Consider the following 14,347-nt stretch of genomic DNA (forward strand, 5'->3'; position numbering starts at 1 on the left):
CGAATGTTGGAATATTCAGTACTTCAGTGGCAACGCGACCTCAGCGCTGCACTGAAGCTCAGGAGGCTGACATGCTCTACCTTATTAAAGACATAGACTCCCAGTTCAGCCGTCTGCTGGCACCACTGACGCCCCTGCTGCTGCTATTCACCCGCTTGTGGGTGGCCTGGGTCTTTTTCAACTCGGGCATGATCAAATACCAGAGCTGGGACAGCACCCTGTATCTGTTTGAATATGAATATCAGGTGCCCCTGCTGCCGTGGCGGATAGCCGCCTATCTGGGCACGGCGACTGAGCTGATAGTGCCTGTGTTTCTGGTGCTGGGCTTGCTGACCCGGCCGATGGCGCTGCTGCTGTTTGTCTTCAACATCATAGCCGTGGTGTCTTATCCGCTGCTGTGGGAGAAAGGCTTTTTTGACCACCAGCTGTGGGGCATGATGCTGCTGGTGAATGTATTCTGGGGCGCGGGACTGGTGTCGCTGGATCATCTGTCCGGCCAGGCGCGACGGCCCAGCCGCTTACTGGAATAGGCTCACACCAGTGACAACAGCTGATCCAGAGTGTGGATTTCAACATCCGGCAGCCAGGTCGCGTTGGACTCCTGATGCATCTGACGTGACTGATCATTAAACCAGCAGGCCTGAAAACCGCTGCGGCGGGCGCCGCCCACATCGCTGATCAGGTGATCGCCGACATGAAGAATATCCGCCGCCGACAGCCCCAACAGCGCCTGAGCCTGGAGAAATAAATCCGGCTCAGGTTTGGACAGGCCGTCACGCCCTGCCACTAGCACCCGGGAGAAATACTGGCCCAGACCGATTTTATCCGCATCCACATTGCCGTTGGTGATCGCCAGCAGCGGCACCCGCGTGGCCAGCTCGCCGAGCACGGCATGGGTCAGCTCAGGCACATCGACCTGATTTCTGACGGTTAATACTATGTGCAGCCCTTCTTCCGTTGCCTCAGCGGCCCGGGTCTGCGAATAGCCGACCCGGCTCAGGCCGGTACGCAGCATGACCCGGCGCCATTCGGTCACGTCGTGGCGCAGCATAGGATTGTCCTTCGCCAATTGGTATTTGAGGCGCTGCCAGTCCGCCGGACTCAGGGCATGGGCAGCCGGATGCGCGGCGGCCAGCCAGTCATACATCGCCTGCTCGGCGCGCAGTATCACCGGATGGTTATCGTACAAAGTATCGTCCAGATCAAAGGTGAGTGCTTTGGGAGAACGAAAACTGCGGTAAAACTGCATGGCACCGGCTCCTTATTTGGTTTTCTTGGCACGCGGATGTGCCTGATCGTACACCTTGGCTAAATGCTGGAAGTCTAAATGGGTGTAGATTTGTGTGGTACTGAGATTGGCGTGGCCCAGCAGCTCCTGCACCGCACGAAGATCGCCGCTGGACTCCAGCATGTGGGTGGCAAAGCTGTGGCGCAGCTTGTGCGGATTTATATGGCTGGACACCGCTTGCTTCTGGCCCCATTCCGCCATGCGTTTCTGCACGTTACGGTTGGAGATACGCTGGCCCAGCTTGGACACAAACAAGGCCGGTTCACCGGGAGCGGCCAGCTGTCCGCGCATTTTCAGCCAGATCCCCACCCATTCCCGGGCCAGGCCGGCAAAAGGGACAATGCGTTCTTTGTCGCCTTTACCTATCACCCGCAGATCGCCCTTGCTCAGGCTGATGTCTTTCACGTTAAGGCCAACCAGCTCCGACAAGCGCAGGCCCGCACCATACATGAGCTCCATCATCGCCCGATCCCGCACCGACAAGGGATCATTCTCGTCGACGCTGAGCAGCTGATCCATCTCATCGACATCCAGGTTTTTCGGCAGCGGCCGGGATTTGCGCGGGGCTGACACCCCTTTGGCCGGATTGGCCTTCAGCTCTCCCTGATGGACCAGATAATCCAGAAAACTGCGCAGCGCGGATAAGCGCATCGCCAGGCTGCTGGCCTTGAGCCCGTCGCGCATGCCTTTGCTCGCCACCTGACGAACCCAGGCGGCATCTAAGGTGTGCCAGTCGGAGACCCCCAGTTCGAGCAGTTGCTCCGCCACTGTGGTCAGCTGGCGCTTGTAGTTCTGCTGGGTGTGCAGACTCAGCTCCCGCTCACTGCGCAGGTACTCGTAAAAGCGGTCAAGCGAGCGGGTCAGGCTGGCCGGCAAACTCATTCAATCACCTCACGGCTGTATTCCCAGTGGCGGATCAAGCGTCCCAGCACGTCGGCCAACTGGGTCACGAACAGGGTGTCCATCCCGGGCTGAAAATGGCCGCCGTCCCGGCTGGCAAAACACAGTACGCCGTCAGGCCGTTCCGCTTCACCCAGCTTGAGCACGATGAATGAGCCCAGCTGAGGAGGCTGAGCGAACAGCATTTCGCTTTCGGCACTGCGCAGACGGCCAAGATAGACATCCTGCGGGTTGAGCCGGGCGCGCCGAAACCCTTCAAAGGCCTGCCGGCTCAGCGACAGCTCGGTGTCCATGCTGTCGAACAGGCGCACACTGACCCGCAAATCCAGTTCCGTCGCCAGGGCGGTCAGCACACTCAGTGCCTGGTAAATATTGTGGGTCTGAAACAATTGCTGCTGAGCACGTGCAAAGGCAGTAAATAACGTACTGTTACTGGCCGCGACAGACATCATGCCCTCGATTTGCTTTTCCAGCTCAGCCACTTTATGGCGCAGCCGCTCCATCTGGCGCTCCACCAGCGAGACCGACCCGCGCTCGGCATGGGGCAGCCTGAGCTGCTCCAGCAGTTCGGGCTGCTGGATGAAAAAGTCAGGATTGGCCGTTAAAAAGGCCGCGATCGCCTGTGGGTTGAGCACTGCACCCTCATCATCCGCCGGGCGTTGGTTCAGTTGGGTCATTTCAGTCATAACTTGCAGATTTGATTAGGCTCAATGGGGCCAGACAGCCCCACCGGCAACTTGCCACTTGCCACACTTCAGAGCGTGATTTGGCCATCGAACACATGAGCAACAGGCCCGGTCATATACAGAGGCTGACCCTCGCCAGCCCAGCGAATATGCAAGTCGCCACCGGGCAGGCTGACAGTCACATTGCTGTCCAGCAAGCCCTGACGCTGACCGATAGCGACAGCAGCACAGGCTCCGCTGCCACAGGCCTGGGTTTCGCCCGCGCCGCGTTCGTAGACCCGCAGGCGCACGGCAGCGCGCGACACCACCTGCATGAAGCCGACATTAACCCGCTCAGGAAAACGCTCATGGCTTTCCAGCAGCGGGCCGAGCGTCTCGACATCCGCCGTGTCCACATCATCCACCACGGTCACACAGTGCGGGTTGCCCATACTGGCAGCACCGCAGAATACGGTGCTATCTTCCGCGCGCAGTATGTAGGTTTTTTCTTCCTGTTTGGCCTTGAACGGAATTTTTTCCGGCGTGAACTCAGGGACGCCTATGTTGACCGTCACCTGGTTGTCGTTCTCCAGCTGCAGCACCATCTTGCCCGACTTGGTACTGACCGCGATCCGGTACTTATTGGTCAGCCCTTTCATGGAGACAAAGCGGGCAAAACAGCGGGCCCCGTTGCCGCACTGCGACACTTCGCTGCCATCGGCATTAAAAATGCGATAGTGAAAATCCGTCTCGGGATCATAAGGCGGCTCTACGACCAGAAGCTGATCAAAACCCACCCCGCGATGCCGATCCGCCAGACGCCTGATGGCGTCCGGGGAGAAGAAGATGTTCTGGGTGACACAGTCGACGACCATGAAATCATTGCCCAAACCATGCATCTTAGAAAATTGAAACTGCATCGGCGTTCTCTCGCTTATGGGTTAAGGCAACAGGCGCTCAGACTGCCACAACTGGCTCAGTGTTTCACGTTCACGCACCACGTGAGCCTCGTCGCCATCGACCATGATTTCCGCCACACGCGGACGGGTGTTGTAGTTGGATGACATCACAAACCCGTAGGCTCCGGCAGAACGCACGGCGACCAGGTCGCCCTGCTCAAGTTTCAGCAGGCGCTCTTTACCTATATAATCGCCGGTTTCACAGATCGGACCGACAAAGTCGTATTCCAGCGGCTCGCCGTCACGCGGGACGACCGGCACTATCGCCTGCCAGGCGTGATACAGGGTCGGACGGATCAGATCATTCATGGCAGCATCGACGATGGCGAAGTTTTTGTGCTCAGTATGCTTGAGGTACTCAACACGGGTCACCAGCACACCGGCATTGGCGGCAATCGCACGGCCCGGCTCAAAAATCAGCTCCAGATCCATGTGATTTTCCAGGCGCTCCAGCAGCGCTTTCGCGTAATCTGAAGGCAGTGGCGGCTGCTCATCGTTGTAGGTCACGCCCAGACCGCCGCCGACATCCAGATGGCGGATCACTATCCCTTCTGCTTTCAGGGTATCAATCAGGGCCAGCAGGCGATCTGTGGCATCAATGAAGGGCGTCAGCTCTGTCAGCTGTGAACCGATATGACAGTCCATGCCAATCACATTAAGATGCGGCAGGCTGTGCGCCAGACGGTACACTTCCGGGGCACGGTCAAAGGCAATGCCGAACTTGTTGTCACGCAGGCCGGTGGAAATATAGGGGTGCGTCTTGGCATCCACATCCGGGTTGATGCGCAGCGACACAGAGGCCACTTTGCCCATCTCAGCAGCCACCTGATTCAGGCGCTCCAGCTCAGGCTCTGATTCAACATTAAAACACTTGATGTCCAGTTCGAGCGCCCGGCGCATTTCCGCGGCGGTTTTACCGACACCGGAGAACACGACTTTCCCGGCATCACCGCCGGCGGCAATCACACGCTCCAGCTCGCCGACAGAGACAATATCAAACCCTGAACCCAGCCGGGCCAGGACATTCAGTACCCCGAGGTTGGAGTTGGCTTTCACCGCGTAACAGATCAGATGCGGATGATCGGCCACCGCACTGTCAAACGCACGCCAGTGGCGTTCCAGAGTCGCACGTGAATAAACATAGAGCGGCGTGCCAAAACGTTCAGCCAGATCAGTTACTGCGATGTCTTCAGCGTATAGCTGGCCGTCTTGCTGATAATTAAAATAATCCAATGTGGTCTCTTCCCTGTTATGGCCGCGGTTATTCGGTTTGCTCTGCCTGTTCGGTGTCATCGGCTGGCATATACAGCGGACCACTCTGGCCGCAGCCTGCCAATGTCAGTACTGTCAGAATAAATGTTGCTATTAAACCTGTACGCATTTTTAAAGCCAGTGATAATGATTGCAATGCCCTCTATAATCGCACCCACACTAGGAAAAGCAATAGGACTTACAGGATGAACGATACTGAATTTCATAAACTGGCTGATCAGGTACTTATGCATATCGAGGAAGGCATCGATCAGTCCGGCGCTGATATCGAATATGAGACCACGGGCAACGTGCTGACACTGGAGTTTGAAAACCGCAGCCAGATCGTCATCAACCGTCAGGAACCGCTGCATGAAATCTGGGTAGCGTCCAAATCAGGCGGCTATCACTTCAAATATAACGACGGGATCTGGCTCTGCACCCGCAGCGGCGAAGAGCTGATTTCACTGATCAAGCGCGAGTGCTCGCTCCACGCGCAAGAAAAAGTCGACTGGTAAAAACGATGCCGGCGCCGCAGAGACATTCCTCTGCGGCGCCGGATAGCCAGAGCCCGATATCAGGCACACAGCCTTAAGACAGACTCATCTGGCCGCCTTTGCCGGCTTCATCCATAGCGGCCTGGTTATCGGCTGCCAGCCGGCGCTCAGCCTGATAGCCGCTCTTGTAAGGTAACACCTGGCACTCACCCTCCTGGCCATACACGATATGGTAGAACTGAGGCAGGTTAAAATTGATGAAATTCGAGCTGTAACTGAATCTGTCCTGCGCCGAGGTATAAAAACGGTTCACGCCATGGACCATTTCATCCATGTTGCCGCTGCACTGGCGATAGACTTCAATCCGGTTGGTTTCATCCAGAATATAAATATTGAAGCCGTGGTTTTCACAGTCTTCAAAGAAGAACTGGATCAGACCTTCACTGGCGTAAGCATCGACAATTGACGGCGGATGCGGTTCATCGGTTTTCCCCATCACCACACTGGCACTGCCCAGCAGTTTATTACTGGAAATACAGCGGTAGAAATCGACCGAATTTTCCAGCTTCTGCACCGAGACCCCGCGACGCTCAAAGAACAAACCATGGGTCTGGCTGCCAATGCGGATCGCTTTAAAACGGCGCTGCTTCTCCTGCTGCTCCACCGGCATCAGACGCATCTCAATGCACTCGGCCACCAGCTGGTAGACCAGGTTACGGATCATCCCGCGCATGTGCTTGCTGTAGCAAAACACATCGACCGACTCGGGCGAAATGGCATCCTGATGCATCTTGCTCAAAATGGTTTTCAGCGCATCCATCATGGCGTTTTCACCCTTGAAGTTCAGGGTACGCACTTCATTCCATGAGTTGCGGTAAACCAGATCGACGCTGCCGACCAGACAGGTCTGCTCAGGGCCAAAGCTGAAGATATCGGTATTTTTAAAATCAAACTTCACCGCCCGGCTTTTCATTTCTTCCGTCGGGTCCTGCTCCAGATTGATGAAAATCCCTAACTGGCGAATTTCACACGGGCTGGACAGGGCTTTCAGGCCTGGCTTGGGACGGCGGATCGAAAAGGTATTGCGGATATCGCTCACCATCTGGTACAGCTTGTCGATATCCATCGCCGAATCGCGCACCACAGTGTGCAGGTTGGTCGTTTCGGTCAGCAGGCCGTTGAAATACGCCCAGGCCACCAGTTTGCTCAGGTAGCGGTTATGCTCTAACGACGGCTGGCCCAGAATGGCGTACGGATCCAGCGGCTGCTTGTACAGGTACCAGCCCGCAGTATTGGTCCGGCCGGCAGGCACCTGAATAAAGGTCAGATCCCCTTCGTGCAGGTCAGGCGACACCTGCGGATTGAGCAGGGTCACTTTGCCGGGCAGTACCTCAAAGGCCGCATACAGCTTACGGGCCAGAATGCTGATATCTTCCGGGCTGATCGACGAGGTAATGTCGTTGCGGCGCGCGAACAGGATCAGGTTACGATAACTGAGCATCAGGGCGTCAAGCAGTTCATTGTGGGCACGCTTGACCTGCTCCACCTTCCAGTTGCGGCGGTTATCCAGCTCTTCGATGACCTCACGGGACCATTGCCACTCAGTGGTCAGCTCCGCCAGTACCTCACGGCGCCAGGCGACTGAGCCAATACCGGGCTCACGAGTCAGTTTTTCGTGGGTTTTCAGATAGAAACAGCGGCGCACCAGATCCAGACGGCGGTGATCGTTTATCCGCTCCAGATAACGGGTCACTTTTTCCAGCATCAGGTAGTAGGCATCCATCGCGTAGTGCGACGACTGTTCGGAGAAAAAGCGCCGCTTGCCGTCCACGCTCAAAAGTTGGGTGTGGGGATACTCGCAGGAGTATGCTTCCAGCAAAATGGCTTTCAGCACCGATTTATAGGGAGAGTCGATACTTTTGTACAGATGCCACAGGCTGGAGCCGAAATATTCTTCGGCCGGAATGCGGCACAGGCCGCCAAAGTCAATCCACTCATCGCGGTTGATATAACCATTGGCCGCCAGATAAGCGACATAATCGTCATAACACTCTTCCATTTCCGGCGGTACCAGATACCACAGGAAGCGCTGCCCCGCCAAATGCACGGCCGAGCGGTAAAACTCGTCCAGCAGCAGCAAATGCTGACTGGAACCACAGTTATCGCCACTCAGGGCTTCCGAGCGGTTATGGCGGAAACGGTTATCGTCGATCAGGAAAAAGTTGGCTTCCACGCCCTGTGTCTGCGCCCAGCCGGACACGGCTTTACACTTGGTCAGCAGCGCTTCACGCTCATCTGACGGCATACGGGTGCGGATACAAACCCAGATATCCAGATCACTGGTCAGGCTCTGGCCCAGCGACGAGGTGCTGCCCATCGCGTATAGCCCCAGAATGTCGCCATCCGGAGAGTCATGAAAAAAAGAAGCGGGAAGATCGAAAGCAAAATGCTCACGGATCAGCGTCGACTGACGTGAAGTAGGAACGAATGACGCAATACCTTGCGGTACTTCGGCATCCTGGTAGCCAGGCAATGCGGGATGGTTAACATGCAACAGCACAGGCAGCACACTGAACACCTGCTCAGATTGTGCGTTCATGGCAAGACGCGCACGTTCAACCCGACGGTGGTTATGCTTATCCAACCTGCCAATTAAGGTCTTAATATAATTTTGCAAATTACTCTTCCAAGAGCTACCAGCATCCAGAGCGGCCCGAATCTTGTCATCGTTAGGGGACTCTGTGAGCCATTCGTGAGCAAAAACGTGATCAATCTAACACTTTTCAGGCATTCCGTAAAGTCTGTACGGGCTATCAAGCGCCAGCCTGCTCCGTGATGCTCAATTCCATTGAGTATCACCACAAAATAGTACAATGACTCGAAATCGCCAGCACCTTGGACTTTGGAAGCTAGATCACACTCAGTAATGTGACATATCTCCCATAAGCGATATCACAGAACCGGACAAATGCGCTTCACCGCACCGGCAACAACATCTACATTACCTTACCCGTATCGGAGTGGTACGATTAGTATATTTAGAGCAATTAGATGGACCCCCAAGCTATGACTGAGATGCCAATCCGGATCGCAACCCGAAAAAGCCCGCTCGCCCTGTGGCAGGCGGAATATGTTAAGGCCGCACTGGAGCAGGCCCACCCAGGCATTATTGTCGAACTGGTCCCTATGGTCACCAAAGGCGACATCATTCTTGATACCCCGCTGGCCAAAGTGGGGGGTAAAGGTTTGTTTGTCAAAGAGCTGGAACAGGCGATGCTGGAAGGCCGTGCCGATATCGCGGTCCACTCGATGAAGGATGTGCCGGTCGAATTCCCCGACGGTCTGGGACTGGTCACCATCTGCGAGCGTGAAGACCCGCGCGATGCGTTCGTGTCCAATCACTACGCCGATCTGGATGCCCTGCCGCAAGGCGCCGTCGTCGGCACCTCCAGCCTGCGCCGCCAGTGCCAGCTGCTGGCCAGCCGCCCGGATCTGCAGATTAAAACCCTGCGCGGCAACGTGGCGACCCGCCTGCGGAAATTGGATGAAGGCGAATACGACGCCATAGTGCTGGCCTGTGCCGGCCTGAAGCGCCTGAAAATGGACGACCGCATCCGCTGTGCCCTCGCCCCTGAAGTCAGCCTGCCGGCTGTCGGCCAGGGCGCCGTCGGCATTGAATGCCGTCTGGACGATACCCGTATCCGAAGCTTGCTGGAGGCCTTAAGTGACACCAGCACCACCACCCGCGTGTTGTGTGAGCGGGCGATGAACAACCGGCTGGAAGGCGGCTGTCAGGTGCCTATCGGCAGCTATGCTGAACTGGAAGGCAATCAAATCTGGCTGCGCGCTCTGGTGGGTGAGCCGGATGGCAGCCAGATTGTCGCCGGTGAAATTCGCGGCCCGATTGCGCAGGCGGAAAACCTGGGCACTCAGCTGGCCGAAGAGCTGCTCGAGCGCGGGGCACGCGAGATACTGACCCGACTGTACGACGAGGCTGAATGACAGTCCTGATCACCCGACCGGCCCCGCACGGCGAGGCACTGGCACAAGCATTGGCCGCCAAGGGCATCAAGGCGCTGGTTCAGCCACTGCTGGCCATAGCGCCCGGTGCCGGCCTGCTGACTTTGGGTGATCAACTCGCCAGACTGAAAAAAGGCGATTGTCTTATTGCTGTCAGCCCCCACGCGGTAAAAATGGCACATACTTACCTGACAGAAAAAGAGATTTGCTGGCCTGCTAGCCTTCATTATATCGCCGTCGGCCAGCAAACCGCCGCCACACTGGCGGACGCCTGCGGCCAGCATGTCGAGGCCCCGCAGCAGGAAGACAGTGAGGGACTGCTGGCCCTGCCAGCACTGATGACGGCTGCAGGGCGCAACGTACTGATATTGCGCGGCAACGGCGGCCGCGAACTGATTTTCGAGACACTGGCCGAACGTCAGGCCCATGTCTCTTACTGTGAAACTTATGCCCGACACTGGCTGGCACTCAATGGCGCTGTTTTGAGCCAGCAGTGGCAACAACAAAATGTGGACTCACTGGTGGTCACCAGTGGTCAGCAACTGGAATACCTGTACCGACTGATGCCGGCGCAGGCAAAGCCATGGCTGATGACATGCCACTTGCTGGTTCCCAGCGAGCGAATTGCCCGTCAAGCCAGGGACATTGGCTTTCGCCATATAACCACTGTGGGCAGTGCCAGCAATGCCACACTGCTTGCTACACTAAGTACAACAGGCACAACGGGATAAACGGATGACTGAGAAGAAAACCAATAACGATACCCCTAAGTCAGACAAGCAGTCTGATGCCTCTTCCAAGGCCAAGGAAACGCCACACACTGCCGGCACGCCACCTAAGTCGTCTGCCGCCAGCCAGCCTGCTGCCCCCGCCGCATCAGGCAAAGGCAGCAAAACCGGCTGGGTCGCCATTGCTCTGGTTATCCTGTTGGGTGCCGGCCTGTATTATCACGGCCACCAGCAAAACCGCGACCAGCTGGCACAGGTTAGTGCGCTGCGAGCTCAGCTCGAGACCCTGAAAAGCGAGCTGACGACAAGCACCCAGGATGTCAAAAGTGCGGTCGAGCAGCGCTTACTCAGCGCCACAGGCAAGCTGGATCAGCAGAGCAATGACATTAAAGGCCTGCAGCTGGCGATGTCGGAAGTCAAAGGCCGCCGCCCGAATGACTGGCTACTGGCCGAAGCGGATTACCTGACACGCATGGCGGGCCGCAAGCTCTGGCTGGAGCACGATGTGGCCAGTGCCACAGTGTTACTGGAAACCGCCGATAACCGCCTTGCCCAGCTCAATGATCCGAGCCTGACGGCACTGCGCAGTGCCATGAACGATGACATTGCCAGCCTCAAAGCCGTGGCCCGTGTTGACCGTGACGGGATCGTATTACGCCTGACCAGCCTGCAGCAGATGGTCGCCAGTTTGCCGCTGGCCAACGCGATCGTGCCTGAGTCACTGGAACAGCCGCAGAGTGAAACGGTCAGCGAGTCGGTGTCCGACTGGCAGTCCAACCTGATGACCTCACTGAAACAGTTCAGCGAACACTTTGTGACTTACCGTAAGCGCGACGGCAATGTCATTCCGCTCTTATCGCCGGAGCAGGATTTCTACCTGCAGGAAAACATTAAATCCAAGCTGGAAACCGCTATTAAAGCTGTGTATCGCGAACAGGGTGAGCTGTACACCCAGTCCCTGACCATGGCCAAAGACTGGGCCAGCCAGTTCTACAACACTGACGATGTGAAAACGCAGAGCTTCATTAAAGGCCTCAATGAGATGGCCGGCCAGAACATTGAAGCCAGCTACCCTGAGCAGCTGAAATCACCTTCGCTGTTAGCGGATCTGGTGAACCAGCGCCTGCGGCAACAGATCGCTCCCATCAAAACTGAGGAGGATCCGGCATGATTAAACTTCTCCTGCTGGTCGCCGCGCTGATCGCCGGCATCGTTGTCGGCCCCATGCTGGCCGGCAATCAGGGCTATGTGCTGATCTCCGCCGCCAACCAGACACTGGAAATGAGCCTGACCACGCTGCTCTTACTGGTGATTGTGCTTTTCGGGGCGTTTTTTCTGCTCGAGCACCTGCTGAAGTGGCTGCTGTCACTGAGCAGCGTCACCCGCGGCTGGTTCTCCGGCCGCAAAACCCGCAAAGCACGTGAGCTGACTTCCAGCGGCCTGGTCAAGGTACTGGAAGGTGACTGGAAACAGGCGGAAAAGCTGGTCGTCAAATCGGCCAATCACAGCGACACCCCGCTACTGAACTATCTCGCTGCAGCGGAAGCCGCGCAGGGACAGGGGCAACTGCATCAGCGTGACGAATACCTGCGTCTGGCGGCCGAACAGGACAGCGACAGCCTGGCGGTAGCACTGACCCGGGCCAGACTGCAGTGCCAGCAGCATCAATATGAAGAAGCTGTCGCCACACTGCAGGAGATGAAAAGCAGCCATCCGCGCAATCCACTGTTACTGGAACTGCTGAAGCAATGCTATGTGCAGCTGGAAGACTGGCCAGCCCTGCTGGGCCTCATTACCCCGCTGAGAAAGTACGGCAGCCTGAGCGGCGAACAGCTGGATAAATTAGAGGAGCAGGCCGAGTGCGGCTTGATGGCCCAGATCAGTCTGCACAGCGGCAGCGATGGTCTGATGGGGCACTGGAACAGCCTGAGCCGTAAAGCCAAACAGAACCCTGAGCTGGTCGCCTGCTTCGTCCGTGAGATGTGCGCCCGCAACGCCGACAGCGAAGGCTATACCATACTGCGCGAAGCGCTGCGCAAGAAGATTGATTCCCGTCTGATCAGCCTGATGCCGACGCTGAAGCTGACCGATTATCACCCCGCCATTGTGACACTGCAGGATTTGCTGAAATACGACAGTAACAATGCTGCCACCCACAGTGCGCTGGGACAATTGTATCTGCGTGACGGTAAACCCAAAGAAGCCCGCACGCACCTTGAGCGGGCGATTGAACTGCACCCGACTGTCGCCGATTACGGCTATCTGGTCGAGGTGCTGGAAACCCTGAACGATAAAGCCGCTGCCGCCCGCTTATCGAAAGAAGGATTAACCCTGGCCCTGCCGGCCAAAATCTGACCTGACAGACATACCTGTTACTAAATGTAAAAAAGCGCCGGAACAGGCGCTTTTTTGTTCTATTTAACATTGTGTTAACGAGATTTAATCCGCTTTTGTATCCATCTGTTAATAGCCATTTCATCATATATATTTACTATTGATGGAAGTATTTAAAAACTATTCAATGTGGCCTCTTTTAGCGCTATAGATGGAAGTAAGGCTATGCTCCCTTGGTTAATTGTTTCTGGCATTATTGTTGCGGTAATCACTTGCCTGATGACAGCTGTGCTGATTAAAGAATCCTGATTGATTCAGTTCCCCCTGAAACCAAGAAGCCTCCGTTAACGGAGGCTTCTTTTATCTGTCGCCGGCGGGCAATGATCAGGCACTGGCTTTATAGATCAGCTTGTCGAACTTTCGCTGTATCTGCTCGGATTTTTTCCGGTACTTTTCCGCCTTCTTCAGGTATTTGTCGGTTTTCTTGAGGCGCTTACGTTTCTTTTTCGCCAGCTTGCGCAGCTTCTTATCCAGTTTCTTGACCGACACGCTCAGCAAACCCACCGGCAGCCCCACCATGGCACCGCTGTCCAATCGCTCACCCACAGGCGGCAAGGCCGGATCCTGACCCGAAACAGGCTGCGGGGCCATCACAGACGCCACAGTGACTGATGGGATCGTCGCTGGCGCCCGCTGACCCTGCACGGGTAAGCGGCCCGGTTTGCAGAGAGAAGATTTACCGTTGGCAACCCTGGCACAGCTGCGACAAAAATACTGGGGCGCGCTCACCAGCTCAGCAATAGAGGCAATCTTCTCGCTGATCTCTGAACGACGGTACTTACACAATGACCTGGTCATTTCGGCTTTCTCCAACCTGCAACAGCCTGCTGCTACTTCATGGCCGCTTTGACGTACACATCAAAGCGGTTCTTCTTGGTAGTGATCACGGTTGACGGCGACTGCCCGTCCAGCCAGGGGGCATAATCAGGGCGCTTGACCACCACACGTTTGTTCGCCAGCGTCAGCGCCGGCGTCAACAGCTGATCGGCATCCATATCGGCACCGACCAGGCTCTGGAACACCCGCATTTCCTTTTTCACCAGGGCCGATTTCTTTTTATGGGGAAACATAGGGTCCAGATACACCACATCCGGCAGTATATAGCCAGGCTCGGCCGCCAGATCCGTCAGTGCGTGCTGGCTGGTGGCATGCAGCAGGCTCATCCGCTCACGCACCCAGCCGCCGATTTCCGCATCGGCGCAAGCGCGGCGCAAACCGTCTTCCAGCAATGCCGCTACCACAGGGTGGCGCTCAACCATCTGAACCCGGCACCCCAGGGATGCCAGCACAAACGCATCACGGCCCAGCCCTGCCGTGGCATCCAGTACAGTCGGCGTGACCCCGCTTTTTAAGCCCACGGCTTTGGCGATGGCCTGACCACGGCCGCCGCCAAACTTGCGTCGGTGCGCGGCAGCTCCCCCGGCCAGATCGACAAAAACCGCCCCCAGCTTGGGTTCATCCTGCTTGAGCAATTCCAGGCGCTCTGCCGTCAAGGACAGCGCAAACTGCGCCTGATCATGATGCTCCAGCCCCCAACGGGCAGCCAGTTCAGCCAGCTCGGCATGGCGTTCAGGTTGATCACAAAGTAAAGCGATTTGCACGGGTGTCTCCGCAAAACAATGTCCGCCCGGCACAGGGCCGGCAG

At 56.6% G+C, this 14,347-nt stretch carries 15 protein-coding genes; 6 read left to right on the forward strand and 9 right to left on the reverse strand.

Features of this window, described 5'->3' with window-relative positions:
- The first annotated feature begins 71 nt into the window (after nucleotides 1–71).
- Nucleotides 72–530 (forward strand): DoxX family protein, encoded by a 459-nt coding sequence (locus tag P0Y67_RS15700; RefSeq protein ID WP_342392628.1) that lies wholly within the window; start codon nucleotides 72–74, stop codon nucleotides 528–530.
- Nucleotides 531–532: 2 nt separating this feature from the next.
- Here P0Y67_RS15700 and yigB read toward each other — a convergent pair whose 3' ends face one another.
- The 6 genes from yigB to lptM all read right to left on the reverse strand — a co-directional run bounded on the left by yigB (nucleotide 533) and on the right by lptM (nucleotide 5,193).
- A complete protein-coding gene (gene yigB / locus P0Y67_RS15705; RefSeq protein ID WP_342392629.1) occupies nucleotides 533–1,249 on the reverse strand; it encodes a 5-amino-6-(5-phospho-D-ribitylamino)uracil phosphatase YigB in 717 nt (238 codons plus the stop codon).
- 12 nt (nucleotides 1,250–1,261) lie between these two features.
- Complete coding sequence (gene xerC, locus P0Y67_RS15710; RefSeq protein ID WP_027251490.1) at nucleotides 1,262–2,170, reverse strand: tyrosine recombinase XerC; 909 nt, start codon at nucleotides 2,168–2,170, stop codon at nucleotides 1,262–1,264.
- Nucleotides 2,167–2,874 carry a DUF484 family protein gene (locus P0Y67_RS15715; protein WP_342392630.1) on the reverse strand — a complete coding sequence of 236 codons (708 nt, stop codon included), beginning with the start codon at nucleotides 2,872–2,874 and terminating at the stop codon, nucleotides 2,167–2,169. Before P0Y67_RS15715 ends, xerC begins: the two co-directional genes overlap by 4 nt.
- 68 nt (nucleotides 2,875–2,942) lie before the next feature.
- Nucleotides 2,943–3,773 (reverse strand): diaminopimelate epimerase, encoded by an 831-nt coding sequence (gene dapF, locus P0Y67_RS15720; RefSeq protein ID WP_342392631.1) that lies wholly within the window; start codon nucleotides 3,771–3,773, stop codon nucleotides 2,943–2,945.
- A 21-nt stretch (nucleotides 3,774–3,794) separates the two neighbouring features.
- Entirely contained in the window at nucleotides 3,795–5,045 is a 1,251-nt protein-coding gene (gene lysA / locus P0Y67_RS15725; RefSeq protein WP_342392632.1) for a diaminopimelate decarboxylase, read from the reverse strand.
- Between the two features lie 28 nt (nucleotides 5,046–5,073).
- Nucleotides 5,074–5,193 (reverse strand): LPS translocon maturation chaperone LptM, encoded by a 120-nt coding sequence (gene lptM, locus P0Y67_RS15730; protein WP_036758963.1) that lies wholly within the window; start codon nucleotides 5,191–5,193, stop codon nucleotides 5,074–5,076.
- A 76-nt stretch (nucleotides 5,194–5,269) separates the two neighbouring features.
- Between lptM and cyaY the strand changes: the two genes are divergently transcribed.
- Nucleotides 5,270–5,581: an iron donor protein CyaY gene (gene cyaY, locus P0Y67_RS15735; protein ID WP_342392633.1), complete on the forward strand. Its 312-nt coding sequence runs from the start codon at nucleotides 5,270–5,272 to the stop codon at nucleotides 5,579–5,581.
- Nucleotides 5,582–5,654: 73 nt separating this feature from the next.
- On the opposite strand, the gene P0Y67_RS15740 is transcribed toward cyaY, so the two are convergent.
- Entirely contained in the window at nucleotides 5,655–8,237 is a 2,583-nt protein-coding gene (locus P0Y67_RS15740; RefSeq protein ID WP_342392634.1) for a class I adenylate cyclase, read from the reverse strand.
- 389 nt (nucleotides 8,238–8,626) lie between these two features.
- Between P0Y67_RS15740 and hemC the strand changes: the two genes are divergently transcribed.
- Genes hemC through P0Y67_RS15760 form a run of 4 tightly spaced genes read left to right on the forward strand, consistent with a single transcriptional unit; the run spans nucleotide 8,627 to nucleotide 12,663 of the window.
- Nucleotides 8,627–9,562 (forward strand): hydroxymethylbilane synthase, encoded by a 936-nt coding sequence (hemC, locus tag P0Y67_RS15745; protein WP_342392635.1) that lies wholly within the window; start codon nucleotides 8,627–8,629, stop codon nucleotides 9,560–9,562.
- Entirely contained in the window at nucleotides 9,559–10,311 is a 753-nt protein-coding gene (locus tag P0Y67_RS15750) for a uroporphyrinogen-III synthase (protein ID WP_342392636.1), read from the forward strand. The genes hemC and P0Y67_RS15750 overlap by 4 nt, the downstream gene beginning before the upstream one ends.
- Nucleotides 10,312–10,315: 4 nt before the next feature.
- Entirely contained in the window at nucleotides 10,316–11,479 is a 1,164-nt protein-coding gene (locus P0Y67_RS15755) for a uroporphyrinogen-III C-methyltransferase (RefSeq protein WP_342392637.1), read from the forward strand.
- A complete protein-coding gene (locus P0Y67_RS15760) occupies nucleotides 11,476–12,663 on the forward strand; it encodes a heme biosynthesis protein HemY (protein ID WP_342392638.1) in 1,188 nt (395 codons plus the stop codon). The genes P0Y67_RS15755 and P0Y67_RS15760 overlap by 4 nt, the downstream gene beginning before the upstream one ends.
- Before the next feature lie 363 nt (nucleotides 12,664–13,026).
- Here P0Y67_RS15760 and P0Y67_RS15765 read toward each other — a convergent pair whose 3' ends face one another.
- Nucleotides 13,027–13,500, reverse strand: a complete 474-nt coding sequence (locus P0Y67_RS15765) for a hypothetical protein (protein ID WP_342392639.1) — start codon at nucleotides 13,498–13,500, stop codon at nucleotides 13,027–13,029.
- Between the two features lie 32 nt (nucleotides 13,501–13,532).
- On the reverse strand, nucleotides 13,533–14,303 hold the full coding sequence (locus tag P0Y67_RS15770) for a class I SAM-dependent methyltransferase (RefSeq protein WP_342392640.1): 771 nt from the start codon (nucleotides 14,301–14,303) through the stop codon (nucleotides 13,533–13,535).
- Nucleotides 14,304–14,347 lie beyond the last annotated feature (44 nt).

This window comes from Photobacterium sp. SP02, assembly GCF_038519165.1.
Lineage (GTDB): Bacteria > Pseudomonadota > Gammaproteobacteria > Enterobacterales > Vibrionaceae > Photobacterium > Photobacterium halotolerans.